This is a genomic window from Rhodococcus sp. PAE-6 (genome assembly GCF_025290685.1).
GTDB classification, from domain to species: domain Bacteria; phylum Actinomycetota; class Actinomycetes; order Mycobacteriales; family Mycobacteriaceae; genus Rhodococcus; species Rhodococcus pyridinivorans.
Genome location: NZ_JAOCLZ010000013.1, coordinates 12269 through 37333, shown reverse-complemented (window position 1 = coordinate 37333; position 25065 = coordinate 12269). Strand labels below are relative to the sequence as shown.

Genomic DNA, 25065 nt, shown 5'->3' with positions numbered 1-25065 from the left:
TCGCGATTCGTGATGAAATGGGATGGTGTTCGATCCGGTGCACCTACGGAGCTTCCTGGCCGTCGAGCGGGAGCGCAGCTTCACCGCGGCCGCCCAGCGGCTCGGCCTGCGGCAGTCGACGGTCAGTCAGCACGTCGCGCGACTCGAGAAGGAGATCGGGCGCCGCCTGTTCGTACGCGACACGCACAACGTCGAGCTCACGGCGGACGGCGCCGACATGGTCGCCTTCGCCCGCGAGATCCTCGATCGCCACGATGCCGCCCGCAGGCACTTCTCGGAGTCGCCGCTCAGCGGCCGGCTGCGTTTCGGGGTCTCCGAGGACCTGGTGCTCTACGAGCTGCCGTCGATCCTCGCCGAGTTCCGGCGTAGTCATCCCCGCATCGATCTCGAACTCACGGTGGATCTGAGCGAGGATCTGCAGCGCCGTCTCGACGACAACGAGCTCGATCTGGTCTTCGGCAAGCGTCGACCGGGCAGCCGCCACGGTGAAATGATCTTCAGCGAGCGTCTCGTCTTCCTGTCCGCCCCCGATTACGTCCTCGATCCGGACGAGCCGACACCGCTGGTGTCCTATCCGTCGCCGGCCCTGACCCGCGACATCGCGCTCGAGGTCCTCCAGCGCAGTGGGCGCGGTGTCCGCGTTGCGTGCACGACCGACAGTCTCAACGGTCTGCGCGCTGCAGCGCTCGCGGGACTGGGCGTGGTGCTGCACGCCGAGCGGCTTCCACCACCCGGTCTCGTCCCGGTGCGCGATCCCCAACGATTGCTTCCCGGTGCGGGTGAGATCGAGTTCGTGCTCATGGCGCGTCGTTCCGTACTCAACGGCCCGGAGGCGGCACTGCGGGCGGCCATCCTCGCGAATGCGGATCGTGTGCGCGTGTGACGGTGTCGCGGACGGGTATTCCTGTGCCACGCCCGCTGGGGGCGGCAATGTTCACGCCGCAGGAGGAACCGTGTCCACGGACGCGATCGTGTTGCTGAAGGAAGACCACAAGGAGATCAAGAAACTCTTCCGCGACTTCCGGAAGGCCGAGGGGGAGAAGGAGAAGGGCAAGATCGTCGACAAGATCATCGAAGCCCTCACCGTGCACACCTATCTCGAGAACGAGTGCATGTACCCCGAGGTGCGTTCCCTGCTCCCCGATCTCGAGGACGACATTCTCGAATCGTACGAGGAGCACCACGTCGCCGACGTGCTCGTCATCGAACTTGCCGGGATGAAGCCCGACGCAGAGCGTTTCGACGCGAAGACGACGGTCCTCATCGAGAACGTCGAGCATCACATCGACGAGGAGGAGGACGAGTGGTTCCCCAAGGTGCGCGAGGCGCTCGGCCGTAAACAGTTGCAGGACATCGGTGCCCGCATGCTCGAGATGAAGGAGGGCGCCCCGCGGTCACCGGCGCAGCCGTCCGCGCTGAAGAAGACGATCGACGCGGTGATCAGCTGACGGTGTGCTGCGGCCGGGCGAGGAAGGCGCCTCGTCCGGCCCGGCTCGCCCGGTAGGCGTCGCGCCGCGTCTCGACGAGCCATCCCGGCCACGGATCGACGGATCCGGGGCAGTGGACGGTCGGATCGAATGACGGCTGCTCCGAATCCTTCTCGGGCAGGTGGCGAGTCAGCGTCAGACGTCCCGCCGCTTCCAGAGGCCCGCGGGCGGAACCCACCAGGAGAGAGAACTCGAGCGGTATCTCGAGTGCCTGCACGGAGGTCGTCGAGGACGGTTGTCGTCCGCGCGGAACGGCGGTGATCCACCGCGGCGCGGGGTCGCTGTCGGTCCGATAGGCCATGAGCGTGCTGTAGCGGGCACTCGACCACGAACGGGCCGGCAGCAGCGCCACCCGGGCCGGCAGATGAGCCGATGCGAGCAGGACGTCCCACGGGCCGGTCTTCGTGGCGAAGCGCACCGCGAGACCGAGCACGTCCGGCATGCCGTCCGGTGTGCCGATGGCCCGCGACACCCGGGCGACGACAGGAGTAGGGCGGGGAATCTGCCGCGGCCACCAGGACGACTCGAGTTCGGCAACCCCTTCGAAGGTCGCACCGCGCGGGTGGAACACGCGCGCTCCGCGCAGCGCGGATCCCACTCGGAACGGCACGGACAGCGCCGACGACAGAGCAGTCATGGGGATGGCATACCCGCGATCCGCCGGTTCAATCGCCTTCGTCACTCCTCACCCCGGCAGCGTCCGATTCGGTCACGATGAATACATGCGTTCACCGTTGCCGGATTATCTGACCGAAGTGCTCCGAGGATGCGCCGACAGTTCGGGCGCCCTCGCCGACTACATCCCGGAACTGGCGAGGGCCGACCCGGACCGGTTCGCCCTCACCCTCGTGACCGCCGAAGGTGCGGTGTACTCCGTGGGCGACGACCACACCGAGTTCACGATCCAGTCGATCTCGAAGCCCTTCGTCTACGGTCTTGCGCTGCAACAGAGAGGCTTCGACGCCGTGCTCGACGTGATCGATGTCGAACCCTCCGGGGAGGCGTTCAACGAGGTCTCGCTCGAACGCAACACGGGCCGTCCGCTCAACCCGATGATCAATGCCGGTGCGCTCGCCGCACACGCCCTGGTGCTCGACGGACGGCAACCCGAGGCCTCGGTGGAGGACATCCGTTCTCTGCTGTCGTCCCTGGCCGGTCGCGAGCTGACGATCGACGAGAAGGTCGCATCGTCGGAGCTCGAGAACTCCTACCGCAATGTCGCCATCGCCAATCTCCTTCGGGGGTACGAGGTTTTCGAGGACGATCCGGACGAGATCGTCGAGGGGTACATCCGGCAGTGTTCGGTGACGGTGACGACCAAGGATCTCGCGATGATGGCCGCGACGCTCGCGGCGGGCGGTGTGCAACCCGTGACGTGCGAGGAGATCTTCTCGCGGGACGTGGTGCGTCAGGTGCTGTCGGTGATGGCGACCTGTGGGATGTACGACGCGGCGGGGGACTGGCTCTCCACCGTCGGTATCCCCGCCAAGAGCGGCGTGTCCGGAGGAATCATAGGAATCCTACCGGGACAGTTGGGTATTGCCGCATACTCGCCGCGCCTCGACGACCACGGCACCAGCGTCCAGGGGGTCGCCGCCTTCGGTCGTCTCTCCCGCGACATGAACTTGCATCTGATGGACGCGCCGATGGTCGCACACTCGGTGTTACGCAGAAGACATGTCATCGGCGAGGGTGACGAGTCTCTCACCCTCCTCGAGTTGCAGGGCGACCTCCAGTTCACCAGTTCCGAGGGTCTCGTGACGGCCGTGGTCGACGAGCCTGTGGAGACGAAACGCCTGGTCTTCGACCTGTCCCTCGTCCGTACCATCCTGCCGGTCGGCCGAAGGATGTTGCTGGAGATGATCGGTCGGCTCCACCGGGACGGCGTGGAGGTCGTCGTGATCGACCCCGAAGGGCATCTGCCCGAACCCGACACCGGCTACGGCTTCCGACCGCAGGTTCACACCTCGTGGGAGGACCTGGAGGCGCAGGGGTGAAAGGGCATTCGGCACGAAAGTGACGTGAGGGACGGTTGTGAAGTTTTCCGGAACCACGGGTGGCGTCCACACCGAGCACTGGGCTACGGTGTCGTGCGGTGTGCCCGAGGTTGGTCGGCGAAAGACGCTCGTACCCCACGAAAGAAGATCCATTCATGCCGTTCCGTGAATCCCTCGTCGTCCCCGGAATCGTCCGGGTAGGAGGATGATGGCGTTGCTGACACGTTCGCCCTACCGCTGCCCCGGAGACGGCAGCGTGATCCACCACGCGTGCGCAGGACTGCTGACCTACTGGGAGCGTCCCGTCGAGGAGCACGTCGCCCGCACCTCGCTGGGTGACACCTACGTGCTCACCACGGGTCCTGCGACCGCACCGCCGATCGTGGTGCTCGCGGGTGGCGATCTCCCGGCGGCGGGGCTGCGTCTGCTCGCCGAGCAGTTCGGCGAGCGCCACCGGGTGGTGCTCGTGGATGTCCCGGGCCTTCCCGGTGCGAGCGCGGGCAGCCGGCCCGACAGCCGGATCCACAGCGTCTACGGCCACTGGCTCGTCGAGGTGCTCGATGCACTCGGCGTCGAGCGGATCCCCGTGATCGGTCTCGGCTGGTCGGCCTCCGTGGCCGCTGCGGTGGAGGATCTTGACCGGATCGAGAAGCTGGTGATCGCGGCGCCGCTGGGTCTCGTCCCGCGCGTCCGGTGGAACCGCGCCCTCATCCCCGGCCTGCAGTGGCGCAACGAGCCCAACTTCGAGAACACCGAGCGGTACCTTCGAGCACTCGCGGGATACGACTACCGGCCCGACGAACAGACCCTGCGGTGGTCCTGCCGCGTCGGTGCGTATTGCACGTCGCTGACGAACATGCCCCGCATCGATCGGGCCGTGCTGCGCCGCTGGCGCGGGCGTCCGGTCGAGGTCGTCGTGGGAAGCAAGGACCCCCTCGTACAGGTGGACGCGCTGAACAAGCTGGCCGACGACATGGGTGCTCATTTCGTGGCGCTTCCCGAGGTGGGTCATCTCCTCGCGGTCGAGGCGCCGGCCGCTCTGGCGGCGACGGCCGCAGCCGCAGCGGTAACGGAGAACTGAGAACCGGGACTCGGAAGAATCCGGTCCCGGAGAGTGTGGGTCGAAAGTGGCGGTGCCGGGCTGCCCCCGACGGGCGTAGCTGTCAGTCCGGCATCGCCACTTCCGGTCACCCTCCCAGTGGAACCCGAAGGCTCGAGTACCCACACCAGGGCTGCGATAATCCCCGAATTATTACGTTTTGGTCACGGGGACGCCTACGACCGTACCACCTGAATGCTGTGTCGTTGCAGATGTGTGTATCGGCGCGTCACACATCCGCGATTGCGGGGACGCGATCACATCACGCCACGGCTCCGTCGGATCACGCCACAGCGGGGCTCCAGTCGACCACCACCGACCGTGCTCCGATGTATTCCAGCAGGTCGCGGACCGGTCCGCCGAAGCGGAGCTGACGGGCGACCTCCAGTTCGTCGAGGTCGTCGTTCTCCGTGCCGACGAGGATCCCATCGATCATGCTGCGGGCCGCGGACACGACGAGCGTCTCTTCCTCGGCCACCCGGACCGGTACATCGTTCTCGCCCGCCACCGCGCCGACCGCCACGGCCACGTAGTCCCTGTCCTCGTCCGCGTCGTGATACGCGACCAGACGGCCATGCAGCACGGACTCGGGCAGGATGCGGTCGAGCGTTACGCCCGAGGGAACGCGCTCGTCCTCGGGACGGATGCTCGGGCCGGATGCGGCCGGTGTGGCCGGGGATGCCGTGGGCTGCGCGGCTGCGTACAGGGGTACGCGCCGAGACGTCCAGCCGAAGTAGGTTTCGCGTTGCGCATACATCGCACATGCGCCTCCTCGATAGGACTTCGTCTCTACCTCCAGTGTGCTCCGGGCCACCGACACGTTTGTCGGTTCCGAAGGGAGGGGTCGTAGGAGCTAGTCGCGCGAGGCCCGGACGCCGGGTGAGACGAGCAGTCGGCCGAGGACCGCGAAGAGCGCGAGGATCACCAGCGAGCAGATCCCGGCGAGGGCGGCACCGCCCACGACCAGGGCGTAGTCGCTGCGCGCGAGACCGTCCACGATAGGCCTTCCCACCCCGCCGAAGCTCACTGCCGCGGCGATCGTGGCGGTCGCGACGATCTGCACGGCGGCGGTGCGCAGGCCGACGAGGATCAGCGGCAAGGCCACCGGCAGCTGGGCCCGCAGCAGGATCTGGGACGAGGTCATCCCCATCCCGCGGGCGGCGTCGGTCAGCGCCGGGTCGATCCCGCGGATCCCTTCGTAGGAGTTCAACAGGATGGGTGGGATCGCGAGTGCCACCAGCGGCACCATCACCGGAACGAGCCCGATCCCGTACAGCACGACCAGCAACACGAGCAGGCCGTAGGTGGGGAGGGCGCGTGCGGCGTTCGCTGTGAGCGACACGAGCACACCGCCGCGGCCCGTGTGCCCGGTCCACAGGCCGAGCGGCAACGCGAGGAGCACGGAGATCACGAACGCGAGCAGGGTATAGCCGAAGTGCTGGGCCAGTCGCGTCGGGATCCCGGACGCGCCCGACCAGTTCGCGGAGTCGCCGAAGTATTCGGCCAGATAGTTCAGCAGCGTCGTCATCGGCGCACCTTCGAGGTGCGGTGCATCCACGGCGTGGCGAGACGCTGGACGAGCACGAGCACCGCGTCGACGACCAGTGCCATCACGACGGTCGCGATGATGCCGATGATCGCCAGATCGAGTCGGTCGAGCTGCACCGAGGCGGTGAACAACGCGCCGAAGGCACCCATGCCGATCAGCGCTCCGACGCTCACCATGCTGATGTTCGCGACCGTCGCGACCCGCAGCCCCGCGATGACCGCGGGGATCGCCAGCGGCAGGTCGACGGTGAGCAACCGGCGCGGCGTCGAGAATCCCATCGCCACCGCCGACTGGCGGACACTGTCGGGCACAGCACGCAATCCGTCGACGACGTTCGGGACGAGGCCCGCCAGCGCGTAGACGGCCAGCGGAAGGATCACGGTGGTCCGGCTGATCCCGGTGAACGCGATGAGCAGGACGAAGAAGGCAAGCGACGGAATCGAATACAGGACACTGCAAACCGCGAGCACCGGGGCGTACACCCGCGGCCACCGCACGCACGCGAGGCCCAGCGGCAGAGCGAGGACGAGGCCGAGCAGCGACGCGCCGAGGGCCATGACGAGATGATCGCCGAGCAGTTCCCAGAACGTCCCGAGATAACCGGGAATCCGCAGGCTCACCGCAACTTCCGCATCGCGAGCGGAGACGGGGTGCCGGCCTCCCTGTGGTTGTGCGCCGCGCGGACCGCCGCGGTCACCTCTTCGCCACTGATCACCCCGAGCGCACGTCCGTCGTCGTCCACCGCCACGGCATGGCCCGACGGTGAGAGCACAGCCGCGTCGAGCACGACGCGCAGCGGATCCCGCCCGGGAACGAACGGCTTTCCGGCCGGCAGGAATTCCGCATCGGCACTGCCGTCGCGCCACCCCGTCGGGCGTCCGTCGTCGTCGACGACGAGAAGCCAGCCGTCGCCGACGGCGAGTTCGGCGGCATCGCGGGTGACGATCGGATCGGTGCGCAACGGCAGGTCGGCGGACGAGAAGAACGACATGAGTCGCACACCGCGGTCGACGCCGAGGAATCCGGCGACGAAATCGTCGGCGGGGGAGGTGAGAAGCTCCTCCGGAGTCGCGTACTGGGCGAGCACCCCGCCCGGCCGCAGGACGGCCACGCGGTCGCCGAGCTTGATCGCCTCGTCGATGTCGTGGGTGACGAGCACGATCGTCTTGGCCAGCACCGATTGCAGGCGCAGGAGTTCGTCCTGCAGATCCTTGCGGACCACGGGATCGACCGCGGAGAACGGCTCGTCCATCAACAGGATCGGAGGATCGGCCGCCAGCGCGCGTGCCACACCGACACGCTGCTGCTGCCCGCCGGACAGCTGAGCAGGATAGCGTTGCGCCAGTTCTTTTCCGAGGCCGACTCGGGTGAGCACGTCCATCGCGGTCGCGCGGGCCTCCTTACGGCTCGCGCCGAGCAACCGGGGCACGGTGGCGACGTTGTCGATCACTGTGCGATGGGGGAACAGCCCGGCGTGCTGGATGACGTATCCGATGCCGCGGCGCAGGATCCGGGGATCCTCGTCCCGGACGTCGCGGCCCCCGACGAGCACACGCCCGCTCGAGGGCTCGACCATCCGGTTGATCATGCGCAACGAGGTGGTCTTCCCACACCCCGACGGCCCGACGAACACCGTCAGGGTGCCCGTCGGGACTTCCAGCGAGAGTCCGTCGACGGCGACGGTCCCGTCGGGATAACGCTTCCCGACGTTGTCGAATGTGATCACGCGGCACCGACTTCCGTCAGTTCAGATCGTTCTGCTGCAGCCACTCCTCGGCGACGACGTCGATGTCGCGACCGTCGGTGACCACCTGTCCGACCAGGACGACGAGGGTGTCGGTGGTGAGCTTGTCGGACACGGCGTCGATCTTCGCGACGTGGTCGTCGTCGAGATCGGCGCGATGCACCAGCGGGGTGACGTTCTGGGCTCCGAAGACCGATTCCGGGTCCTCCAGCGCAACAAACGGTTCGGTGCTCAGCGACGGATCGGTGGTGAAGATGTTCGCGGCCTGCACGGTGCCGTCCGAGAGCGCGCGGATGGTGATGGGGCCACCGGTGTCGGTGGGGACGAATTCGCGGAACTCGACCCCGTACACCTCACGCAGACCCACGACACCTTGCTGACGCGTCTCGAACTCCGGCGGTCCGCCGAGGACGAGTTCGCCGGCGACCGGCGCGAGATCGGCGATGCTCACAAGGTTGTAGCGCTGCGCGGTCTCCTCGGTGACGACGAGGGCGTCCTTGTTCTCACCGGGGGCGGAGGCCAGGATCTCGAGCCCGTCCGGAAGGGCTTCGGACAGGGCCGCATTGACGTCCTCCGTCGTCGAGGCGGTGCTGTCGGGGTCGACCCGCGCGAGCAGTGCGCCGTTGTACTCCGGGACGAGCGTGATGGCACCCGAGGCGACCTGGTCGTAGTAGATCTCGCGGCTGCCGATGTTGAACTGGCGGGTGACCTCCGCCCCCGTGCTCTCGAGCGCCTGCGAGTAGATCTCCGCGAGCAGGACGTTCTCCGGGAAGTTCGCCGAACCGACGACGATCGCGCCTCCGTCCGCTGTGTCTCCGGCGAGGGGATCCTCGTCTCCGCCGCCGGAACAGGCGGCCAGGGCGAATACGGACACGGCGAGAAGCGCGGTGGTGCGTGCGAAGCGTTTCACGGGTTGCTCCCTCGGATGCGGCACGGTCGGTTTTCGACTCTATCCCGGCGGATACCCACTGTGCCGGATTTGTCACGAGTGGATCACCAGTCGTCGCCGGCACGCTCCGAGGTCGTGAGGGCGAGGATGCCGCTCTCGAGACGGTATCGGCTCATCGAGTCCAGCGCGGGGGTATAGGCGTGCACGGTCACCGCCGGGACGGGACCGTCGTTGACGACCTCGTGCACGTGCCGACCGTCGAATCGACGCGTGACACCCGTCGACAGATGGGTGCGGGAGAGCGTCACACGTTGCCCGGGAAGATCTTCCGACCACGGCTGGTCGACGGTGTCCTCCCGGACCTGTCCCTGCGCGACGGCGAACGCGCCGGCACTCCCACCGTGATCGTGGATCCCGGTGCGCTGCCCGGGAAGCCAGCCCAGCAACCACACCTCGTAGTCGTCGGCGACGGCGAGCCGGGTGTACCAGCGTTCGGTCTCGTCGAAGCGGACGAGCGGCCGCCAGCGGGAGACGTCCGCGGCGATGTCACGGACGATCTCGGCGAGATCGACGCGCACGGAGGGGGACAGAAGAGCAGCAGCCATCGTGGTTCCTCGAAACGGGAGCCGGACGGGATCGTAGGGTCGTCCGGGCAGGGGAAGTGGGTCGGGCCGGGATCAACGACAGGCGCGACAACCACAGAAACCACCGGCGATGCGGACGTAGTCCACATGAAGCCTGCGATGCCGCAGGGTCGCCGGAAGACGCATGTCGCTCACTTCAGCGGCCGGATGCGGCACTGTCAAGATTTTCACTCGTGTGACGTTCGGAACAACCGGGCCGGATTGCGTCGCCGTACGGGCTCGTCGCGCGCGTCGCCGAACAGCAACGGTGCTGCGTACGGGCGGTCCGAACCGAGCACGACGCGGTCGGGGCCGAGTCCGGACGCCACGGCCTCGACGATCTCGGGACCGTACGACGAGGTGTCGACGAACACTCCGGCCGACGGGACCGTCGCCGGTCCGCCGCGCGCGGCCATCCGGTCGGCGTGCAGCGGCGCGAGCCCGGCGAGCATCGCGAACCCCACGCGCAGTCCGGGGAGGCGAGGGGCCCCGTACTCGTGCCAGGCGAACCACGCGGTGTGCATCTGCGCCACGTACGACACCATCGCCGGCCACCACGGCGGAGCCGACGGATCGGCCGCGGCGGGCCCGGGATGCACGAACAGGGGAGCACCGACGCGGTCGAGTTCGTCGAGGAGCGGGGCGCACCGCGCGTAGCCGTCGGCATCCGCCAACGCGGTGGCGGGAAGCTGGAGACCGACGCATCCCGCCCCGAGCACCTCGCGCAGCGCCGCGGGATCGGGATCGTCGACCGACGCTGCCGCCCACGCCCCGAACGGGTGCGGCAGCGCGAGCACTCCCTCGTGGTAGGCGTCGAGCAGGCCGGCCCCGTCGGCTGCGGGAAGCGTTTCGATCCCCAGCGGGCTCGACAACGACACCAGCGCCAAGTCGATGCCGTCCTGCGCCGCGAGCTCGGCCCGCCGGGCGATCGAGTGATCCTCCGGTCGCACCTCGTACGGGGGTTCACCGCCGAGGTACAGCGTCCATCCGACGAGCCGCGGCGCACGGGTGCGTGCCCGTAACGCAGCGACGAGTGGTGCCGGCCAGACGTGCTGGTGGACGTCGACGCGGGGAACGGTCATGCCGTCAGGATGGCAGACCGCCCGCCCGCTGTCCGTTGTCCGCGTCGCCTACTGTCCCGCGTCGCGGGGAACCCATCGTTCGTGCAGCTGTCCGCGCCGGATACCCGGACTCGTCCCGGGCGTCGCGAGAGCGGGGGTGGGTGCCGAGTGACGGCTTCCGACCGCCGGCTGCGATCCGGATGCCGGGTCGGCGTGGAACTGCTCGCCGTACTCCGACGGGGGATCGGGCAGGCGGCGCGGCCGATCGATCCGGTACGGATCGTCGTGGTTCCTGCCGGTTCCCTTGAGCAGGCTGGTCGGCAGGTAGATGCTCGCAGTGATGCCGGCATTGGTGGACGAGTCGAAGGTCGGACGCAGACGCACCGTGATGTCGTGACGATCGGCGAGGCGCGCGACCACGAACAGACCCATTCGCCGTGCGGCGCCGGATCCGACTTCGCCGTTCGAACCCAGCCGCATGTTGATGTCGGCGAGTTCATCTGCGGGAATACTGATTCCACGGTCGGCGATCTCGAGGAGGAGGCCACCGTCGACGGCGCGGGAGAACGCGAACGCCACGGTGCTCTCGGGCGGTGAGGCGCGCAGTGCGTTGTCGAGGAGCTCGGCGATCATGTGGACGACGTCGGTGACGGCGCTGCCGACCAGATTGCCGTCCGGCGCATTTCCGATGTTCACGCGCTGGTAGTTCTCGACCTGCGAGAGGGATGCGCGCAGGACGTCGACGAGCGGTGTGTCGGGGACGCGGCCGAGGCGCTGGCGGGTACCGGCGAGGACGAGCAGCGAGTCGCCCGTGCGCCGCATGCGGGCGGCGAGGTGGTCGAGCGCGAACAGGTTCTGCAGACGCGTCGGGTCGCGCTCTTCGTGTTCGAGCGAATCGATCAGCGCCAGTTGCTGTTCCACGAGCGTCTTGTTGCGGCGGGCGAGCGTTTCGAGCATCTCGTTGACCTGCCGGCGCAGCTGGGCCTGCTCGCCGGCCAGACGTAGGGCACCTTCGTTCATGCTGTCGACGGCGCGCGCCACCTCGCCGATCTCCTCGCGGGTGTAGACGCGGATCGGATCCAGTGTGACGGATTCGATCTCGGCGCCGTCCTTGATCGCAGCGAGTGCGGCGGGCAGATCCTGTTCGGCGGTGCGCAGGGTGTCGTCGCGCAGTCGGCGCAACGGCCGGACGAGCGACATCGCGATCACGATCGCCAGGGCGAGGGCGAGGGCGAGGATGATCGCGACACCGATGGCGTTCTTGAGGGCTTCGGTGCGTGCTTCGGCCGCGAGGTCGTCGAGGGCGGCCACGGCTCGGGTCGCGGAACCGGCGACCTCCTCCTGGTAGATCATGAGGCTCTCGAAGAGCGACCCGCGCAGAGCGGCGACGTTGCCCGCTTCGTTGTCGAGGTTGGCCGTGAGGCTGCGGCGATTCTCGAGCTGGGTCATCAGACCGTCGACCCGGGAGGAGTCGGCGGTCTCGTTCTCGACGAAGGTGTCACGGAGGACGGCCATTCGCGCGGACTCGACACCGAGGGCGTTGTTCCACATGAGCAGGGCACCGTCGGTTCCGGCGCTCAGCGCGGAGTATGCGAGGACCTGGTCGAGCAGGGACCACTGGGTGTCCCACAGGTCGAGAAGTGTCGCGCTCTCGCGCTGGACGGTGGGGTCGTCCGTGGTGGTGGTGATGGCGCGGTAGGCAGCCTGGGCGCGGCTGACGAATCCTTCGGCGCGCTCGCTGGCCACGGTCGGCGCCAGGGTTCCCGACGCCGCGCTGTCGAGCAGGCTCTCGCCCTCGGCGAGCATGCGGTTGATCATCGCCGCGATCTGCGGATCGAGATCCTTCGCGTCGATGTGGTCGCGCAGCGTCGCGGCGGATTCGCGGGCGACCTGGGCGCCGTTGTCGACGGGCAGTGACAGGATCGTCGCTGCCGCGGCGCCGGTGACACTGGTGGCGTAGTCGGCGAGGGTCGGCAGGATGGAGACGTTCTCGGCGGCGGCGCTGTAGGCGTCGTTCTCCTGGTAGAGGTCGTAGACGCGGAGCGAGCCGTACAGGGTCGCTGCGACGATGGGGACGGCGACGACCGCGGTCATCCTGCGCCACAGACGCCAGTTGTCCGGCGTGTACTGCCGGAATTTCCTCATGACACTCACAACGTTTCGCCCCCCGAACCTCTCTACCTGCCTGAGTCGGCGGCCGGCCGAAACTGGACTTCGGCAAGTAAAGAACTTCGCCTTGGAAATTCGGGCCAGGGCGAATCACGGTTCGCTGCCGTCAGGACGTGGGTCAGAGTAGGTAGTACTTCGCTGCGCTCACAAGATCGCCGTCCAAGTCCGATAGCTGGTATTCGATCTTGTGTATACATCACGGTCGTGCGCTACGATGCCGCCGGAATTTCCCGTTCCGCCGGGTTTCGATGTCAGGGGGGCGCATGGATCTGCGACGGGTCGATCTCAACCTGCTCGTCGTCCTCGAAGTCCTGCTCTCCGAACGCAATGTCACGCGCGCGGCGCGGCGACTGAACATGTCGCAACCGGCGACGAGTACGGCTCTCGCCCGGTTGCGCAAGCAATTCGACGATCCGCTTCTCGTGAAGAGCGGCCGCACACTGCGTCCCACCGTGCGCGCCCAGGCGATCGTCGAACCGCTCCGCGAGGTGCTGCGGACCCTCGAGCGCTCGGTACTGGCTGCGCCCGGCTTCGATCCCGCGACGGATTCACGCACCTTCACCATCATGACCGGCGACTACGCCGCGATCACCCTCCTGCGTCTGCTGGTCCGGGGGAGCACCCCGGCCGGCATCCGTTTCGATCTGCTGCCGTTCAACGGTGCCGGTCTCGATGCCTTCCGCCGGTTCGAGATCGATCTCGCGGTGCTACCGGAACACGTGCTCGAATCCCCGGAGTTCGAGAGCTGCCGGAGGCAGGTCGTGCTGACCGACAGACTCGTCGGGGCGGTCTGGTCCGGGCACCCGTACACCGGCACCAAGCTCACCCGCGAAGTGCTCGGCCGCTACCCGTTGCTGTCCTACGCGCAGTATTCCGACGACACCAACCTCGGCCGCGCTCTGCTGCGTGCGGGGGCGGTGGCCCAGGTCGGCGCGACCAGCGGCAACCTCGCGGTGCTTCCGTACGCCCTGGAGAACACCCGCATGGTCACGTTCCTGCCCGAGCGCTTGGCCCGGCACCTCGCCGAGATGGCGTTCCTGCGCATCCTGGAACCGACCTTCCAGTTGCCGCCCCTGCGCGAATTCGCGGTCTGGCACGCCGAGCGCGATGCGGATCCCGCGCACGCCTGGCTCCGTGCGCAGCTCGACCCGATCGGGCGTCGCCGCGTCGCAGCACAGGCAGGCTGACGACGACGAACGCTGCGGACCGGCCCGTTCGACGGGGTCCGATCCGCAGCGTTCGAGTGGATCCGACGAGGTCAGCGTCCCGATCGACGCTGGAGGATCACCGCGATGACCACGACGAGAATCGCGACCACTCCGACCGGCGCGACCCGCGTCGCGACCGATCCCTTCGCGTACTGCATGAGGTCGAGCGGTTCGGCCTCGGGCTGCGGGGGCGCGGCCGGGGAGGGAGTCGTCGATGGCGTGGGAGGCGTCGAGGTCATCGCCGGTGCCGGTGAGGCGCTCACCGGGCTGGGTGGAACCGACTCGTTCGGCCGCGTCTGCGCGGAGTCGTCATCCCCGGCACCGGACCCGACGAATGCTCCACCGGCAGGCTCGTCGCCCGAACCCGAGGCGGTGAGCGGTGGGCTCGCCGGCACGGACTCGTTGGGCTGCGACTCGGCTGCCTCAGTGGCCGCCGCGGAGGAGGACACAGAAGAGGCCGTCGCTTCGGGTCCGAGCTTCTTCGACAGGCAGTCCGCGAACTGCTCGAGGATCTTCCCACCGACATCCGAGATCATCCCCCGCCCGAACTGGGCGGGCTTGCCGGTGATCTTCATGTCGGTGCTCACGATGCCGTCGGTGCGGTCGCCGTCGCCGGTGAGGGTGACGGTGATGGTCGCGGCCACCGTGCCGTTGCCTCGGGTGTCCTTCGCATTGGCCTCGATGACCGCCCGGCGGGCGGTCTCGTCCTTTTCGACGTACACGCCGGTGCCCTTGAACGTGAGCGCCACCGGTCCGAGCTTCACCTTGACGGTCCCGGTGAACGTGTCGCCGTCGACCCCGGTGAGCGTCGCACCCGGCATGCACGGCGCGACCTTCTCCGGATTCAGCAGGGCGGTCCACACCTCGTCGACCGGGGCGGGAACGGACAGTGTGTGTTCGAGTTGCATGGGGTCCTCAAGTTCGTAGGTGGTCCGGGATCTCGGTGTTCGGCGTGGAAAACGCCTAGACCCCGGAGGCAGTGGTGACCGCTCGTCGGGTGAGTACCCGGGCGAGGTGGCTCCGATACTCGGCGTCGGCATTCCCGTCGGTCATGGGAGCCGTGCCGTCGGTGGCGAGCTCGGCGGCCTCCCGGATCGTCTCGGCCGTCGCGGGCTTACCGATCAGCGATTCCTCGACGCCGCGTGCCCGGACCGGGACGGCTGCCATGTTAGTAAGCGCGATCCTCGCCCGTTCGATGGTGTCGCCGGACGCCTGTAGGGTCGCAGCGACCCCGACGATGGACCACTGCTGGGCCGCGCGATGGAACTTCTCGTAGCGCGCAGACCAGCCCGTGTGCTTGGGAATCCGGACCTCGACGAGGATCTCTCCGGGCTCGACCGCGGTCGTGAAGAAGTCCTGGAAGAAGTCGTCCGTCGCGATGGTGCGACGCCCGGACGGACCGGCCACGGTGAAGGTCGCCTCGAGCGCCACGGCAGGCGCCGCGAGATCCCCGGCCGGGTCGGCGTGCACGAGCGACCCGCCGAACGTGCCGCGGTGCCGGATCTGGGGATCGGCGACGGTCGCCGTCGCCTCGGCCAGCAACCGTGCGTGCTCCGCGACGAGCGGGTCGTGCAGCACATCGTGGTGGGTGGTGGTCGCGCCGATCACCAGGGCGTCGCCGTCGTCGCGGATGCCCCGCAGTTCGGGGATCCTGCCGAGGTCGACGAGCACGGTCGGTGCCGCCATCCGCAGGCGCAGGACGGGCATGAGGCTCTGCCCACCGGCGATGACCTTCGCGTCCTCACCGGCCTCGGTCAACGCGGCGACCGCTTCGTCGACGCTCGACGGGGCGACGTAGTCGAACGGGGCCGGTATCATTTCGTGCCTCCTCGGGCGTCGCGGAGCGCGTGCCAGATCCGCATCGGTGTACAGGGCATCTCGACGTCGGTGACGCCGAACGGCCGGACCGCGTCGAGTACGGCGTTGACGACGGCCGGGGTGGAGGCGATGGTTCCTGCCTCGCCGACACCCTTGACACCCAGCGGATTACCGGGTGCCGGAGTGTCGGTGCGATCGGTGACGAAGGGCGGCAGATCCACCGCGGTGGGTAGCAGATACTCGGCGAACGACGAACTCAGCAACGTGCCCGACTCGTCGTGCACCGCTTCCTCGTAGAGGGCCTGGGCGATACCCTGGGCGAGTCCGCCGTGCACCTGACCCTCGACGATGAGCGGATTCACGACGTGCCCGACGTCGTCGACGCACACGTACTTGCGGATCCGCGCGTGCCCCGTCTCGGTGTCGACCTCGATGGCGCACAGGTGGGTGCCGTGCGGGAACGAGAAGTTGTCGGGATCGTAGGTCGCCTCGGAGTCGAGGTTCGGTTCGACACCGTCGGGCAGGTCGTGCGCGGCGAACACCGCGAGCGCGACGTCGGTGAGCCCGACGGACTTCGAGGTGCCCTTGACGCGGAACTGTCCTGCCTCGAAATCCAGATCGTCCTCGGAACATTCGAGCAGGTGTGCGGCGATCGGCCGGGCCTTGGCGACCACCTTCTCGGCGGCCTTCACGACCGCGATGCCGCCGACGGCGAGCGAGCGGGAGCCGTAGGTGTCGAGACCGCGCGGTGAACTCTGCGTATCGCCGTGCAGGATCTCGATGTCCTCGAACGGGATTCCGAGCCGGTCGGCGACGATCTGGCTCCACGCCGTCTCGTGGCCCTGACCGTGGGCGGACGAACCGGTGACGACCTCCACCTTGCCGGTGGGGAGCATGCGGATCGCGGCGTGCTCCCAGCCGCCGGCGCCGTAGGAGAGTGAACCGAGCACCCGCGACGGGGCCAGGCCGCACATCTCCGTGAACGTGGAGACACCGAGACCGAGCTGCACCGGGTCGTTGCGCTCGCGTCGTTCGGTCTGCTCGCGCCGTAATGCGTCGTAGTCGAACAACTCTCGGGCCTTGGCGGTCGCGGCCTCGTAGTTGCCCGAGTCGTAGGTCAGGCCCGCGACGGTGTCGAACGGGAACTCCTCGTGCTTGATCCAGTTCTTCTCGCGGAGCTCGAGGGGATCCATGGACAGTTCGACGGCGAGCTCGTCCATGATGCGTTCGATCGCGAAGGTGGCCTCGGGGCGTCCGGCGCCGCGGTAGGCGTCGGTGGGCACCTTGTTGGTGAACACGTTGGTGCAGGCGAACCGGTACGAGTCGAACTTGTAGATGCCGTTGAACATGAACGCGCCGAGGATCGGCACACCCGGGGTGACGAGACGCAGGTAGGCGCCCATATCGGCGAGCAGTTCCACCTTCAGGCCCGTGACGGTGCCGTCGCGGCGCGCGGCGAGGGTCAGCTTCTGGACCTGGTCGCGGCCGTGGTGCGCGGCGAGCATCGACTCGCTGCGCGTCTCGGTGTACTTGACGGGCTTGTGTAGGCGACGCGCGATGAGGAGCGTGAGCACCTCCTCCGGCGTGACCTGCAGCTTGCCGCCGAAACCACCGCCCACATCGGGGGCGATGACGCGCAGTTTGTGCTCGGGGAGACCGAGGGTCATCGCGAGCATCAGCTTCAGCACGTGCGGGACCTGGGTCGCCGACCACATGGTGATCTGCGAGGCGGTGGGGTCGACGACGACCGATCGCGGTTCCATGAAGGCCGGGATGAGCCGCTGCTGCCGGAAGGTCCGTTCGACGACCACCTCCGCGTCGCGGATCGCGTCCTCGACGTTGCCGCCGCTGCCGGCCTCGGCGGAGTCGAACACCCATGTCGCGCTGACGTTGGTGCCGAGATCGGGGTGGACGAGGTCGCCGTCCTGCGCCGCGCTCTCGAGATCGAGCACGACCGGCAGGTCCTCGTAGTCGACGTCGATCGCGTCGAGGGCATCGTGGGCCTCGTATGCGCTGCGGGCCACCACGACTGCGACGGCCTCACCCGCGAACCGCACGGTGTCGACGGCCAGGGCCGGGGCGTTCGGGGTCTTCATGTCCTCGGTGATCGGCCACGCGCACGGCAGGCTGCCCTGCTCCTCGGCGAGGTCGGCGCCCGTGTAGACGGCGACGACCCCCGGCTTGCCCCGGGCCTCGGAGACGTCGAGTCCGGTGATGCGGGCGTGCGCGATCGGGCTGCGCAGGATCGCGGCGTGCAGCATCCCAGGGAGCACGATATTGTCGGTCCAGCGCGTGCGGCCGGTGATGAGGTGCTCGTCCTCCTTGCGGCGGCGTGCCCGGCCGAGTTCGGATTCGCCGGTGCCCTCGTCGGTGGTGGGATCCACGGTGCTCGTCATCGTCATACCTCCTGCGTGGCGGCCGGGTTCTCGCGCAGTCGCTGAGCGGCGTCACGCGCAGCGGCCACGATGTTCTGGTATCCGGTGCAGCGGCACAGATTTCCTTCGAGACCGTGCCGTACGTCCTCGTCGCTCGGATCGGAGTTCTCGGAGAGCAGGTCGATGGTCGCCATGATCATCCCGGGCGTACAGAAGCCGCACTGCAGGGCGTGCTTCTCGCGGAACGCCTCCTGGACCGGATGCAGGCTGCCGTTCGTGGTGAGCCCTTCGACGGTGGTGACCGAGTGTCCGTCGGCCTGTACCGCGAGCATCGAGCACGACTTGACGCTGCGGTCGTCGAGCAACACGGTGCAGGCGCCGCAGTTGCTCGTGTCGCAGCCGACCACCGTGCCCACCTTCCCGAGTCGATCTCTGAGGTAGTGGACGAGAAGCAGTCGCGGTTCCACGTCGTCCGTGTACTGCGTTCCGTCTACGGTGACAGTGATGCGCATCGATCCTCCAAGTGCCTCGCGTAGCGCAGTGATACAGATCACTGACACTCTGCTGCATATCGCGCGTCGAAAGGACCCGAATCGCCGAAATCGCCTTTGGGCTCGCGTCGATCGGAGGCGGGATCGTCACGAGACACGCCGGCTGGTCGAGGCGGAGGGCGCCAAGGAACATCTGGTGCACTACACGACCAACAAGCACGCCCTCGTCGGGATGGCGCGGGCCTTCGCCGCCGAACTCGGACAGCACGACATCCGGGTCGACAGCATCCACCCGGGCACGGTGAACACCCCGATGGGATCCGGTTCGATGCGCGACCGCATCGCCCAGACCGCCGAGAGCAACCCCCGGCTCGGCGGCATGACCATGCCCTTCCTGAACAAGTACATGGCCGAGGCGGACGAGATCGCGAACATGGTCGCCTCGCGTCCGACGAGTCCGTCTTCGTCACCGCCCAGAGCTTCGCGATCGACGGTGGTGCTCAGTACTTCTGAGCGCCGATGTGCTCCTCGTGGCCGTGGATCGGTCCGCGTGTCTCCGCGAGGCGGCCGCCGCCCCCGCCCCAGCGCAGCGCGATGATCTCCGCGGCGATCGACACCGCGGTCTCCTCCGGGGTGCGGGCCCCGAGATCCAGACCGATCGGCGACGACAGGCGCGCCAGTTCCTCCTCGGTCAGTCCCGTCTCCCGCAGACGCTCCATCCGGTCGTCGTGTGTGCGGCGCGACCCCATCGCCCCGACGTAGGCCACGTCGAGCCGTAGGGCGACTTCGAGGAGTGGCACGTCGAACTTCGGGTCGTGGGTGAGTACCGTGATGACGGTGCGGGCGTCCACACGTCCGGCCTCGGCCTCGGCCGCGAGATAGCGGTGCGGCCAGTCGACGATCACCTCGTGGGCGCCGGGGAAGCGGGCCTCGGTGGCGAACACCCCCCGCGCGTCGCACACCGTCACCGTGTAGCCCAGGAACGAGCCGAGCCGGGCCATCGCCGACGCGAAGTCGATCGCCCCGAACACGATCAGCCGCGGCGGGGGCTGGAAGACGTTGACGAACACCGACATCCCCTCGCCGCGACGCTCACCGTCGGTGCCGTAGTGAAGGGTGCCCGAGCGTCCCACCTCGAGCAGGCCGCGCGCGTCGTCGACGACGGCGTCGTACATGCGGGACGAGGCGAGCTGTCCGTCGGCGCGGTCGCGCCACACGACCATCCGTCGTCCCCGTAACGCCGGGTCGGGATGGGCGGTGACGGTCGCGAGCGCGACGGGTTCGCCCGCGCGGACGGAGTCGAGCAGGTCGGTGAAGGCGGGGAAGGACGCGGCGTCGATCCGTTCGACGAAGACGTCGATGATGCCGCCACAGGTCAGGCCGACGGAGAACGCGTCGTCGTCGGAGACCCCGTAGCGTTGCAGCACCGGCTGCCCGCTGTCGATGACCGACCGGCCGAGTTCGTAGACGTCGCCTTCGACGCACCCGCCCGAGACGCTGCCGGTGACGGTGCCGTCCTGCGCGACCAGCATCGATGCACCCGGCCCCCGGGGCGCCGAACGGAAAGTCGAGACCACGGTGCCTACCGCGACGGCCTCCCCGTCCCGGTACCGCCGGTCGAGCTCGTCCAGAATTTCACGCACGCCGAACCTCCTCGAGAAGTTCTTCCAGTGTCGCAAGGCTGTGTCCCGCGAGCAGACGATCGATGTGCGGCAGGGCCGCGGAGATACCCGACTGGATCGGTTCGTATCCGGCGCCGCCGGCGTGCGGGTTCACCCACAGCACGCGGTGCGCGAGGCGATGCAGCTGCGCCATGCGTTCCCCGAGCTGCGAGGTGTCGCCGCGCTCCCAGCCGTCGGAGAAGATCACCACCACCGCGCCGCGCGCGAAACCTCTGCGCCCCCAGCGGTCCAGGAACGCGCCGAGCGTGTCGCCGAGACGTGTCCCGCCCGCCCAGTCCGGTACCGCACGCGAGGCCCCGGCGAGCGCGATCTGCGGGTCGCGGGCACGCAGCGCACGCGACAGGCGGGTCAGCCGCGTGCCGAGGGAGAACACCTCGGTGGACGACGGCGCGGCACGCGTGACGACGTGCGCGAACCGCAGGAGCGCGTCGGCGTAGGGACTCATCGAACCGGACACGTCGATCAGCAACACCACCCGGCGCGGTCTCGTCGCTCGTGCCCGGTGCCGCGGCCGGACGGGTTCGCCTCCGCCCGCCAGCATGTCGCGCAGGGTGTGCCGCGGGTCCACCGGCCCGCGGCGGGAGGGCTTCGACCGCAATCCCCGACGCGTCGGGGGTCGGGGCTGCAACCGCGCGAGCAGTTCGGCGAGGTGAGCGCGTTCGGCGGTCGTCAATTCGGCCACGTCGCGGTGCCGGAGGACGTCGGTGTCGTCCGCCGCGACCTGCAGGCGTGGCGCGTCGTCACCGGAATCGCCCTCGGCACCCTCGCTGCGGGACAGCGCGGCGATCCGTGCGGTGCGGGTGCGTTGCCCGTGGGTACGCGAGCCGGTGGGGACGGTGTCGCCGAACCAGTGGACGAAGACCACGTCGTAGCGGGCCGTGTCGTCCGGTGTGCGGCACAGCGTGGCGCGGCCTGCCCAATAGACCTGCACGGGATCCCCGACGTCGACGTGTGCGAGGGCGTCGAGATAGGTGGCGGTGGCGTCGAGGGCGACGGGCAGACCGGCGGCGGCGAGGGCGCGGCAGAAGCCGGCCAACCCGGCGACCGGTCCGGGGGCGGTCGTCATCCGGCCCTCGAGAGGTCGAGTCCGGCGCGGGTGACCCGGTCGATGTCCTCGCGGTACTTCAGTACGGCACCGAGTGTCGCCGCAGCGGTCGCTGCGTCGAGGACGTCGCGGTCGAGGGCGACCAGTGCGCGCGCCCAGTCGAGGGATTCGGCGATCCCCGGTGGCTTCAGGAGGTCCTGTTCGCGGAACGAGCGCACCGCGCGGGCGATCTGCTCGGCGAGCGGGTGCCCCAGACCGGGCAGCCGCCGCTGCAGGATCGCGACCTCGCGTTCGAGATCGGGATGCTCCACCCAGTGGTACAGACAGCGGCGCTTGAGTGCGTCGTGCACCTCGCGGGTCCGATTGGAGGTGAGCACCACCAGCGGTGGGACCTCCGCGCGGATCTCGCCCAATTCGGGGATCGTCACCGCGTTCTCGTCGAGCAACTGGAGTAGGAAGGCCTCGAACTCGTCGTCGGCGCGGTCGATTTCGTCGACGAGCAGCACGCACGGTGAGTCGGTGAGCGCCTGCAGCAACGGGCGGACGAGGAGATAGCGCTCCGTGTAGAGGGAACGCTCGGCGGTGTCCGCATCGAGCACACCGTCGCTCGCCGCTTCGAGCGAGCGCAGATGGAGCAACTGCCGGGGAAAATCCCAGTCGTAGAGGGCCTGCGAGGCGTCGATGCCCTCGTGGCACTGCAACCGGACCATCGGCAGATCCAGGGCCTGAGCGAGAGCCGCTGCGAGCGAAGTCTTCCCGGTTCCGGGTTCGCCTTCGCAGAAGAGCGGCCGGCCCATACGCATCGCAAGGAAGACGACGGTCGCCAGTCCGTCGTCGGCGAGATATCCCGTGGTCTCGAGAGCAGCCGAGAGTTTCTCGGGTGAATCGATACGTGTTGCGTCGCCGGTCATGAAGCGAGCCTAGATGCTCACCCGCCTCCCGACCGGCGACTGCGACAACTATCGGATCAACCGTCGGCGTGCGCGAGCGGCGCGAACTCGCCGGTGAACAGTGTTGCGCATCCGGGGCACAACGTCGTCGGATGGATGGCCCAGCCGTTCATCTGGGCATAGAGCTCTGCCTGCAGCTTGCTCTGTGCGGCAGTGCGGTAGCAGTGATCGCAATGGTCGCAACGGAAGACCCACCGGCCACCGGAGATCGGGTCGCGGTGCGGCGTCATGTCCACCTCGATATCAACAACTCGGTATCCGCGAATCGATGTCGTGGAATGGTCGGATCGTGCCGGTTCCTCTCAGGGAACCGACTTGCCCATGACGCGGGCCCACCATCCGTCCAGCGGGCTCGGATCGGGCCAGCGGATCGTGTCGTCTGCGATGTGATTGGGCCGGGATGCCATGTCCTGCTGTCCCTGTCCGGTATTCGGTGAATCGTGCTGTGCATTGCGCACTGAGGTCACCCCTTATTGCTATCGGTGCGTCATTGGCGGACGCACTCCTACGCACCTCTGAGGCGTTCTTGAATCTTAGCCCGGTTCTACTGAACCGGCCCGGTCTTTCTGCTGTTTGCACAGGTAGAGGAGGTCTAGGAAGTATGCGGCGGGGGAGGGGGTCTGCTGTCCAGGGTGGAGCGCAGACGGTCGTTGTCCTCCTTGAGGGCCGCGTTGTTCGCCTCGAGTTCGAGGATCCGGGCGATTCCGGCGATATTGATTCCGGAGCCCACCAGTTCGACGATCCGTTGGACGATCTCGAGATCGTTGTCGCTGTAGCGGCGCGTCCCACCCGCTGTGCGTGCGGGGTTCAGCAGCCCTCGACGTTCGTACAGGCGCAAGGTCTGCGGGTCGAGTCCCGACAGTTCGGCGGCCACCGAGATGCCGTAGACCCCGCGCCGGGCGCGTAACGGATCTGGCGTCATCGTTTCCTCCGGAGTCGGTCTTCTCGGGTCGCGCTGCGGTCACCCGCGACTTGACCGAACCTTACCACAGGTCCATAATAAATCTGTGTCTACGGACACAGGTAATCGACAAAGTGTGGCCGCCACGAATGGCCGGACAGTCGGAGGTGACAGACCGATGTTGATGCGCACCGACCCCTTCCGCGATATCGATCGCTTCACGCAGCAGGTGCTCGGCACCATGGCACGGCCCGCGGTGATGCCGCTCGATGCATGGCGAGAAGGCGACCGTTTCGTCGCCGAGTTCGATCTCCCGGGCGTCGACGCCGACTCGATCGACCTCGATGTCGAACGCAACGTGCTCACCGTGCGCGCGGAACGTCCGGAAGTCGACCGGGACAAGGAATTCGTCTCGACCGAGAGGCCGCGAGGCATCTTCACTCGTAGGCTGTTCCTCGGTGACACCCTCGACACCGATCGGATCGAAGCGCAGTACCGCGGTGGTGTTCTACGCGTGACGATTCCGGTCGCAGAGAAGGCGAAGCCCCGCAAGATCTCGGTGATCGACGCGGAGACGAACGGCCAGGCCGCGATCGAGAAGTGAACCGCTACGGCGAACCGGGCCCGGGATGATTCCCGGGCCCGGTTCGGCTGCGTCCACTACGGTTTCAGGCAGATCTTGATGGCGCCGTCCTGCTTCTTCTGGAAGATCTCGTACGCGTGCGGTGCGTCGTCGAGCGGGAGGCGGTGGGTCGCGAAGTCGTCGACCCCCAGCGGATCCTCGTCGGTCAGCAGCGGCAGGATCTCCGGGACCCAGTTCAACACGTTGGCCTGACCCATGTGGAGACGGATCTGCTTGTCGAACAGGGTGAGCATCGGCATCGGATCCGCCGCCCCGCCGTACACACCGCTCAACGAGATCGCGCCACCACGCCGCACGACGTCGATCGCGGTGTACAGCGCGTGGAGACGGTCCACTCCGGCCTTCTCCATGAATGGCTCGGCGATCGCCGACGGCAGGAAGCCGGCGGCACTCTGGGCGAGCTTCGCGACGGGCGAGCCGTGCGCCTCCATACCCACGGCGTCGATCACCGAATCGGTGCCGCGCCCGTTCGTCATGTCACGGATCATGTCGCCGGGATTGTTGTCGACCTCGCGCAGATCGACGACCTCGATGCCGCGGGAGGCCGCGCGGGCCAGTCGCTCGGGGACCATGTCCACGCCGATCACGCGGGCACCCTTGTGCACCGCGATGCGGGCGGCCATCTCTCCGATGGGGCCGAGGCCGAGCACCGTGACACTTCCGCCGTCGGGGATCTCCGCGTACTCGACGGCCTGCCACGCGGTGGGCAGCACGTCGGAAAGGTAGACGAAACGGTCGTCGGCCGGCCCTTCCGGGACCTTGATGTGGGTGGCGTCGGCATGGGGGACGCGCAGATATTCGGCCTGCCCGCCGGGCACGCTGCCGTAGAGCTTCGAGTAGCCGAACAGTGCGGCGCCGGTGCCCTCCTCACGGACCTGCGTGGTCTCGCACTGCGAATGCAGGCCGTGGGAACACATGAAGCACTGGCCGCAACACACCTGGAAGGGGATCACCACCCGGTCGCCGGGCTTCAGGTTCGTGACGCCGGAGCCGACCTCCTCGACGATGCCCATCGGTTCGTGACCGAGGATGTCGCCGGGAGTCATGAAGGCTCCCAACACCTCGTACAGGTGCAGGTCGGAGCCGCAGATGTTGGTGGTGGTGACGCGGATGACGGCGTCACCGGCCTCCTGGATCGTCGGATCGGGCACCGTATCGACGCTCACGTTGCGGCGCCCTTGCCATGTCACTGCCTTCATGTCGCTCCTCGGTTCCTCGGGTGCAGGAATGTCGGGCCGTGCCCGGCACGTGTCCCTCGATGCCTACCCCCGCTCGGCGCGGGCAAACGCTGCCCGCGAGCGGGTCCCTGCCGCGCCGCACATGTTTGCGCGTGC

At 68.1% G+C, this 25065-nt stretch carries 26 protein-coding genes; 7 read left to right on the top strand and 19 right to left on the bottom strand.

Annotated elements, in window-relative coordinates; all coding sequences use genetic code 11:
* Positions 1-22: 22 nt before the first annotated feature.
* Positions 23-883 (top strand): LysR family transcriptional regulator, encoded by an 861-nt coding sequence (locus NVV99_RS21475; RefSeq protein ID WP_019290565.1) that lies wholly within the window; start codon positions 23-25, stop codon positions 881-883.
* Positions 884-953: 70 nt separating this feature from the next.
* Positions 954-1448 (top strand): hemerythrin domain-containing protein, encoded by a 495-nt coding sequence (locus NVV99_RS21470; protein WP_006550785.1) that lies wholly within the window; start codon positions 954-956, stop codon positions 1446-1448.
* On the opposite strand, the gene NVV99_RS21465 is transcribed toward NVV99_RS21470, so the two are convergent.
* Positions 1441-2124 carry a hypothetical protein gene (locus NVV99_RS21465; RefSeq protein ID WP_024102451.1) on the bottom strand — a complete coding sequence of 228 codons (684 nt, stop codon included), beginning with the start codon at positions 2122-2124 and terminating at the stop codon, positions 1441-1443. The two genes, NVV99_RS21470 and NVV99_RS21465, sit on opposite strands and share 8 nt — an antisense overlap.
* An 85-nt stretch (positions 2125-2209) precedes the next feature.
* Between NVV99_RS21465 and NVV99_RS21460 the strand changes: the two genes are divergently transcribed.
* The gene (locus NVV99_RS21460) at positions 2210-3484 is read left to right on the top strand and encodes a glutaminase (protein WP_024102450.1); all 1275 of its coding nucleotides are present in this window, start codon (positions 2210-2212) and stop codon (positions 3482-3484) included.
* A 208-nt stretch (positions 3485-3692) separates the two neighbouring features.
* A complete protein-coding gene (locus tag NVV99_RS21455) occupies positions 3693-4565 on the top strand; it encodes an alpha/beta fold hydrolase (protein WP_041803497.1) in 873 nt (290 codons plus the stop codon).
* Between the two features lie 301 nt (positions 4566-4866).
* Here NVV99_RS21455 and NVV99_RS21450 read toward each other — a convergent pair whose 3' ends face one another.
* The 8 genes from NVV99_RS21450 to NVV99_RS21415 all read right to left on the bottom strand — a co-directional run bounded on the left by NVV99_RS21450 (position 4867) and on the right by NVV99_RS21415 (position 12594).
* Complete coding sequence (locus NVV99_RS21450; RefSeq protein WP_019290568.1) at positions 4867-5340, bottom strand: hypothetical protein; 474 nt, start codon at positions 5338-5340, stop codon at positions 4867-4869.
* Positions 5341-5436: 96 nt separating this feature from the next.
* Positions 5437-6111 (bottom strand): ABC transporter permease, encoded by a 675-nt coding sequence (locus NVV99_RS21445; protein WP_006550780.1) that lies wholly within the window; start codon positions 6109-6111, stop codon positions 5437-5439.
* Positions 6108-6752 (bottom strand): ABC transporter permease, encoded by a 645-nt coding sequence (locus NVV99_RS21440; RefSeq protein ID WP_006550779.1) that lies wholly within the window; start codon positions 6750-6752, stop codon positions 6108-6110. The genes NVV99_RS21445 and NVV99_RS21440 overlap by 4 nt, the downstream gene beginning before the upstream one ends.
* On the bottom strand, positions 6749-7858 hold the full coding sequence (locus NVV99_RS21435) for an ABC transporter ATP-binding protein (RefSeq protein ID WP_024102447.1): 1110 nt from the start codon (positions 7856-7858) through the stop codon (positions 6749-6751). Before NVV99_RS21435 ends, NVV99_RS21440 begins: the two co-directional genes overlap by 4 nt.
* Positions 7859-7874: 16 nt before the next feature.
* Positions 7875-8786: an ABC transporter substrate-binding protein gene (locus NVV99_RS21430; RefSeq protein WP_024102446.1), complete on the bottom strand. Its 912-nt coding sequence runs from the start codon at positions 8784-8786 to the stop codon at positions 7875-7877.
* 83 nt (positions 8787-8869) lie between these two features.
* Positions 8870-9370 carry a cysteine dioxygenase family protein gene (locus tag NVV99_RS21425; protein WP_041803496.1) on the bottom strand — a complete coding sequence of 167 codons (501 nt, stop codon included), beginning with the start codon at positions 9368-9370 and terminating at the stop codon, positions 8870-8872.
* Positions 9371-9576: 206 nt separating this feature from the next.
* Positions 9577-10470: an amidohydrolase family protein gene (locus NVV99_RS21420; RefSeq protein ID WP_024102444.1), complete on the bottom strand. Its 894-nt coding sequence runs from the start codon at positions 10468-10470 to the stop codon at positions 9577-9579.
* Positions 10471-10518: 48 nt separating this feature from the next.
* Complete coding sequence (locus tag NVV99_RS21415; protein WP_051424869.1) at positions 10519-12594, bottom strand: ATP-binding protein; 2076 nt, start codon at positions 12592-12594, stop codon at positions 10519-10521.
* 287 nt (positions 12595-12881) lie between these two features.
* Here NVV99_RS21415 and NVV99_RS21410 point away from each other — a divergent pair, with 287 nt between their 5' ends.
* On the top strand, positions 12882-13805 hold the full coding sequence (locus tag NVV99_RS21410) for a LysR family transcriptional regulator (protein WP_006550773.1): 924 nt from the start codon (positions 12882-12884) through the stop codon (positions 13803-13805).
* A 71-nt stretch (positions 13806-13876) separates the two neighbouring features.
* Here the strand turns inward: NVV99_RS21410 and NVV99_RS21405 are convergent, their stop codons facing one another.
* Genes NVV99_RS21405 through NVV99_RS21390 form a run of 4 tightly spaced genes read right to left on the bottom strand, consistent with a single transcriptional unit; the run spans position 13877 to position 18531 of the window.
* Complete coding sequence (locus NVV99_RS21405) at positions 13877-14734, bottom strand: SRPBCC family protein (RefSeq protein WP_019290573.1); 858 nt, start codon at positions 14732-14734, stop codon at positions 13877-13879.
* 55 nt (positions 14735-14789) lie between these two features.
* Positions 14790-15644, bottom strand: a complete 855-nt coding sequence (locus NVV99_RS21400) for a xanthine dehydrogenase family protein subunit M (RefSeq protein WP_019290574.1) — start codon at positions 15642-15644, stop codon at positions 14790-14792.
* A complete protein-coding gene (locus NVV99_RS21395) occupies positions 15641-18040 on the bottom strand; it encodes a xanthine dehydrogenase family protein molybdopterin-binding subunit (protein WP_024102442.1) in 2400 nt (799 codons plus the stop codon). Before NVV99_RS21395 ends, NVV99_RS21400 begins: the two co-directional genes overlap by 4 nt.
* A gap of 2 nt (positions 18041-18042) precedes the next feature.
* Positions 18043-18531: a (2Fe-2S)-binding protein gene (locus NVV99_RS21390; protein ID WP_006550769.1), complete on the bottom strand. Its 489-nt coding sequence runs from the start codon at positions 18529-18531 to the stop codon at positions 18043-18045.
* A 175-nt stretch (positions 18532-18706) separates the two neighbouring features.
* On the opposite strand from NVV99_RS21390, the gene NVV99_RS21385 reads away from it, so the two are divergent.
* A complete protein-coding gene (locus NVV99_RS21385) occupies positions 18707-19108 on the top strand; it encodes an SDR family oxidoreductase (protein WP_242411665.1) in 402 nt (133 codons plus the stop codon).
* Here the strand turns inward: NVV99_RS21385 and NVV99_RS21380 are convergent.
* The 5 genes from NVV99_RS21380 to NVV99_RS21360 form a co-directional block, all read right to left on the bottom strand.
* A complete protein-coding gene (locus NVV99_RS21380; protein WP_024102440.1) occupies positions 19011-20153 on the bottom strand; it encodes an XdhC/CoxI family protein in 1143 nt (380 codons plus the stop codon). The genes NVV99_RS21385 and NVV99_RS21380 overlap by 98 nt on opposite strands.
* Positions 20146-21258 carry a VWA domain-containing protein gene (locus NVV99_RS21375; RefSeq protein WP_006550766.1) on the bottom strand — a complete coding sequence of 371 codons (1113 nt, stop codon included), beginning with the start codon at positions 21256-21258 and terminating at the stop codon, positions 20146-20148. The genes NVV99_RS21380 and NVV99_RS21375 overlap by 8 nt, the downstream gene beginning before the upstream one ends.
* The gene (locus NVV99_RS21370; protein ID WP_006550765.1) at positions 21255-22148 is read right to left on the bottom strand and encodes a MoxR family ATPase; all 894 of its coding nucleotides are present in this window, start codon (positions 22146-22148) and stop codon (positions 21255-21257) included. Before NVV99_RS21370 ends, NVV99_RS21375 begins: the two co-directional genes overlap by 4 nt.
* 56 nt (positions 22149-22204) lie before the next feature.
* Complete coding sequence (locus NVV99_RS21365) at positions 22205-22417, bottom strand: hypothetical protein (protein ID WP_019290577.1); 213 nt, start codon at positions 22415-22417, stop codon at positions 22205-22207.
* Between the two features lie 362 nt (positions 22418-22779).
* Positions 22780-23109 (bottom strand): helix-turn-helix transcriptional regulator, encoded by a 330-nt coding sequence (locus NVV99_RS21360; RefSeq protein WP_006550764.1) that lies wholly within the window; start codon positions 23107-23109, stop codon positions 22780-22782.
* 157 nt (positions 23110-23266) lie between these two features.
* On the opposite strand from NVV99_RS21360, the gene NVV99_RS21355 reads away from it, so the two are divergent.
* Positions 23267-23692 carry an Hsp20/alpha crystallin family protein gene (locus NVV99_RS21355; protein ID WP_019290579.1) on the top strand — a complete coding sequence of 142 codons (426 nt, stop codon included), beginning with the start codon at positions 23267-23269 and terminating at the stop codon, positions 23690-23692.
* A 56-nt stretch (positions 23693-23748) separates the two neighbouring features.
* Here the strand turns inward: NVV99_RS21355 and NVV99_RS21350 are convergent, their stop codons facing one another.
* Positions 23749-24930, bottom strand: coding sequence for a zinc-dependent alcohol dehydrogenase (locus tag NVV99_RS21350; protein ID WP_006550762.1), 1182 nt, complete (start codon positions 24928-24930; stop codon positions 23749-23751).
* Positions 24931-25065 lie beyond the last annotated feature (135 nt).

Bases quoted from the DNA above. Each gene is read 5' to 3' on its own strand.
- NVV99_RS21365 (WP_019290577.1), bottom strand. From the start codon at position 22,417: ATGACGCCGCACCGCGACCCGATCTCCGGTGGCCGGTGGGTCTTCCGT.
- NVV99_RS21420 (WP_024102444.1), bottom strand. From the start codon at position 10,470: ATGACCGTTCCCCGCGTCGACGTCCACCAGCACGTCTGGCCGGCACCA.
- NVV99_RS21425 (WP_041803496.1), bottom strand. From the start codon at position 9,370: ATGGCTGCTGCTCTTCTGTCCCCCTCCGTGCGCGTCGATCTCGCCGAG.
- NVV99_RS21475 (WP_019290565.1), top strand. From the start codon at position 23: ATGGTGTTCGATCCGGTGCACCTACGGAGCTTCCTGGCCGTCGAGCGG.
- NVV99_RS21375 (WP_006550766.1), bottom strand. From the start codon at position 21,258: ATGACGACCGCCCCCGGACCGGTCGCCGGGTTGGCCGGCTTCTGCCGC.
- NVV99_RS21455 (WP_041803497.1), top strand. From the start codon at position 3,693: ATGGCGTTGCTGACACGTTCGCCCTACCGCTGCCCCGGAGACGGCAGC.
- NVV99_RS21415 (WP_051424869.1), bottom strand. From the start codon at position 12,594: ATGAGGAAATTCCGGCAGTACACGCCGGACAACTGGCGTCTGTGGCGC.
- NVV99_RS21465 (WP_024102451.1), bottom strand. From the start codon at position 2,124: ATGACTGCTCTGTCGTCGGCGCTGTCCGTGCCGTTCCGAGTGGGATCC.
- NVV99_RS21390 (WP_006550769.1), bottom strand. From the start codon at position 18,531: ATGCGCATCACTGTCACCGTAGACGGAACGCAGTACACGGACGACGTG.
- NVV99_RS21355 (WP_019290579.1), top strand. From the start codon at position 23,267: ATGTTGATGCGCACCGACCCCTTCCGCGATATCGATCGCTTCACGCAG.
- NVV99_RS21405 (WP_019290573.1), bottom strand. From the start codon at position 14,734: ATGCAACTCGAACACACACTGTCCGTTCCCGCCCCGGTCGACGAGGTG.
- NVV99_RS21350 (WP_006550762.1), bottom strand. From the start codon at position 24,930: ATGAAGGCAGTGACATGGCAAGGGCGCCGCAACGTGAGCGTCGATACG.
- NVV99_RS21410 (WP_006550773.1), top strand. From the start codon at position 12,882: ATGGATCTGCGACGGGTCGATCTCAACCTGCTCGTCGTCCTCGAAGTC.
- NVV99_RS21370 (WP_006550765.1), bottom strand. From the start codon at position 22,148: ATGACCGGCGACGCAACACGTATCGATTCACCCGAGAAACTCTCGGCT.
- NVV99_RS21400 (WP_019290574.1), bottom strand. From the start codon at position 15,644: ATGATACCGGCCCCGTTCGACTACGTCGCCCCGTCGAGCGTCGACGAA.
- NVV99_RS21395 (WP_024102442.1), bottom strand. From the start codon at position 18,040: ATGACGAGCACCGTGGATCCCACCACCGACGAGGGCACCGGCGAATCC.
- NVV99_RS21360 (WP_006550764.1), bottom strand. From the start codon at position 23,109: ATGACGCCAGATCCGTTACGCGCCCGGCGCGGGGTCTACGGCATCTCG.
- NVV99_RS21450 (WP_019290568.1), bottom strand. From the start codon at position 5,340: ATGTATGCGCAACGCGAAACCTACTTCGGCTGGACGTCTCGGCGCGTA.
- NVV99_RS21460 (WP_024102450.1), top strand. From the start codon at position 2,210: ATGCGTTCACCGTTGCCGGATTATCTGACCGAAGTGCTCCGAGGATGC.
- NVV99_RS21445 (WP_006550780.1), bottom strand. From the start codon at position 6,111: ATGACGACGCTGCTGAACTATCTGGCCGAATACTTCGGCGACTCCGCG.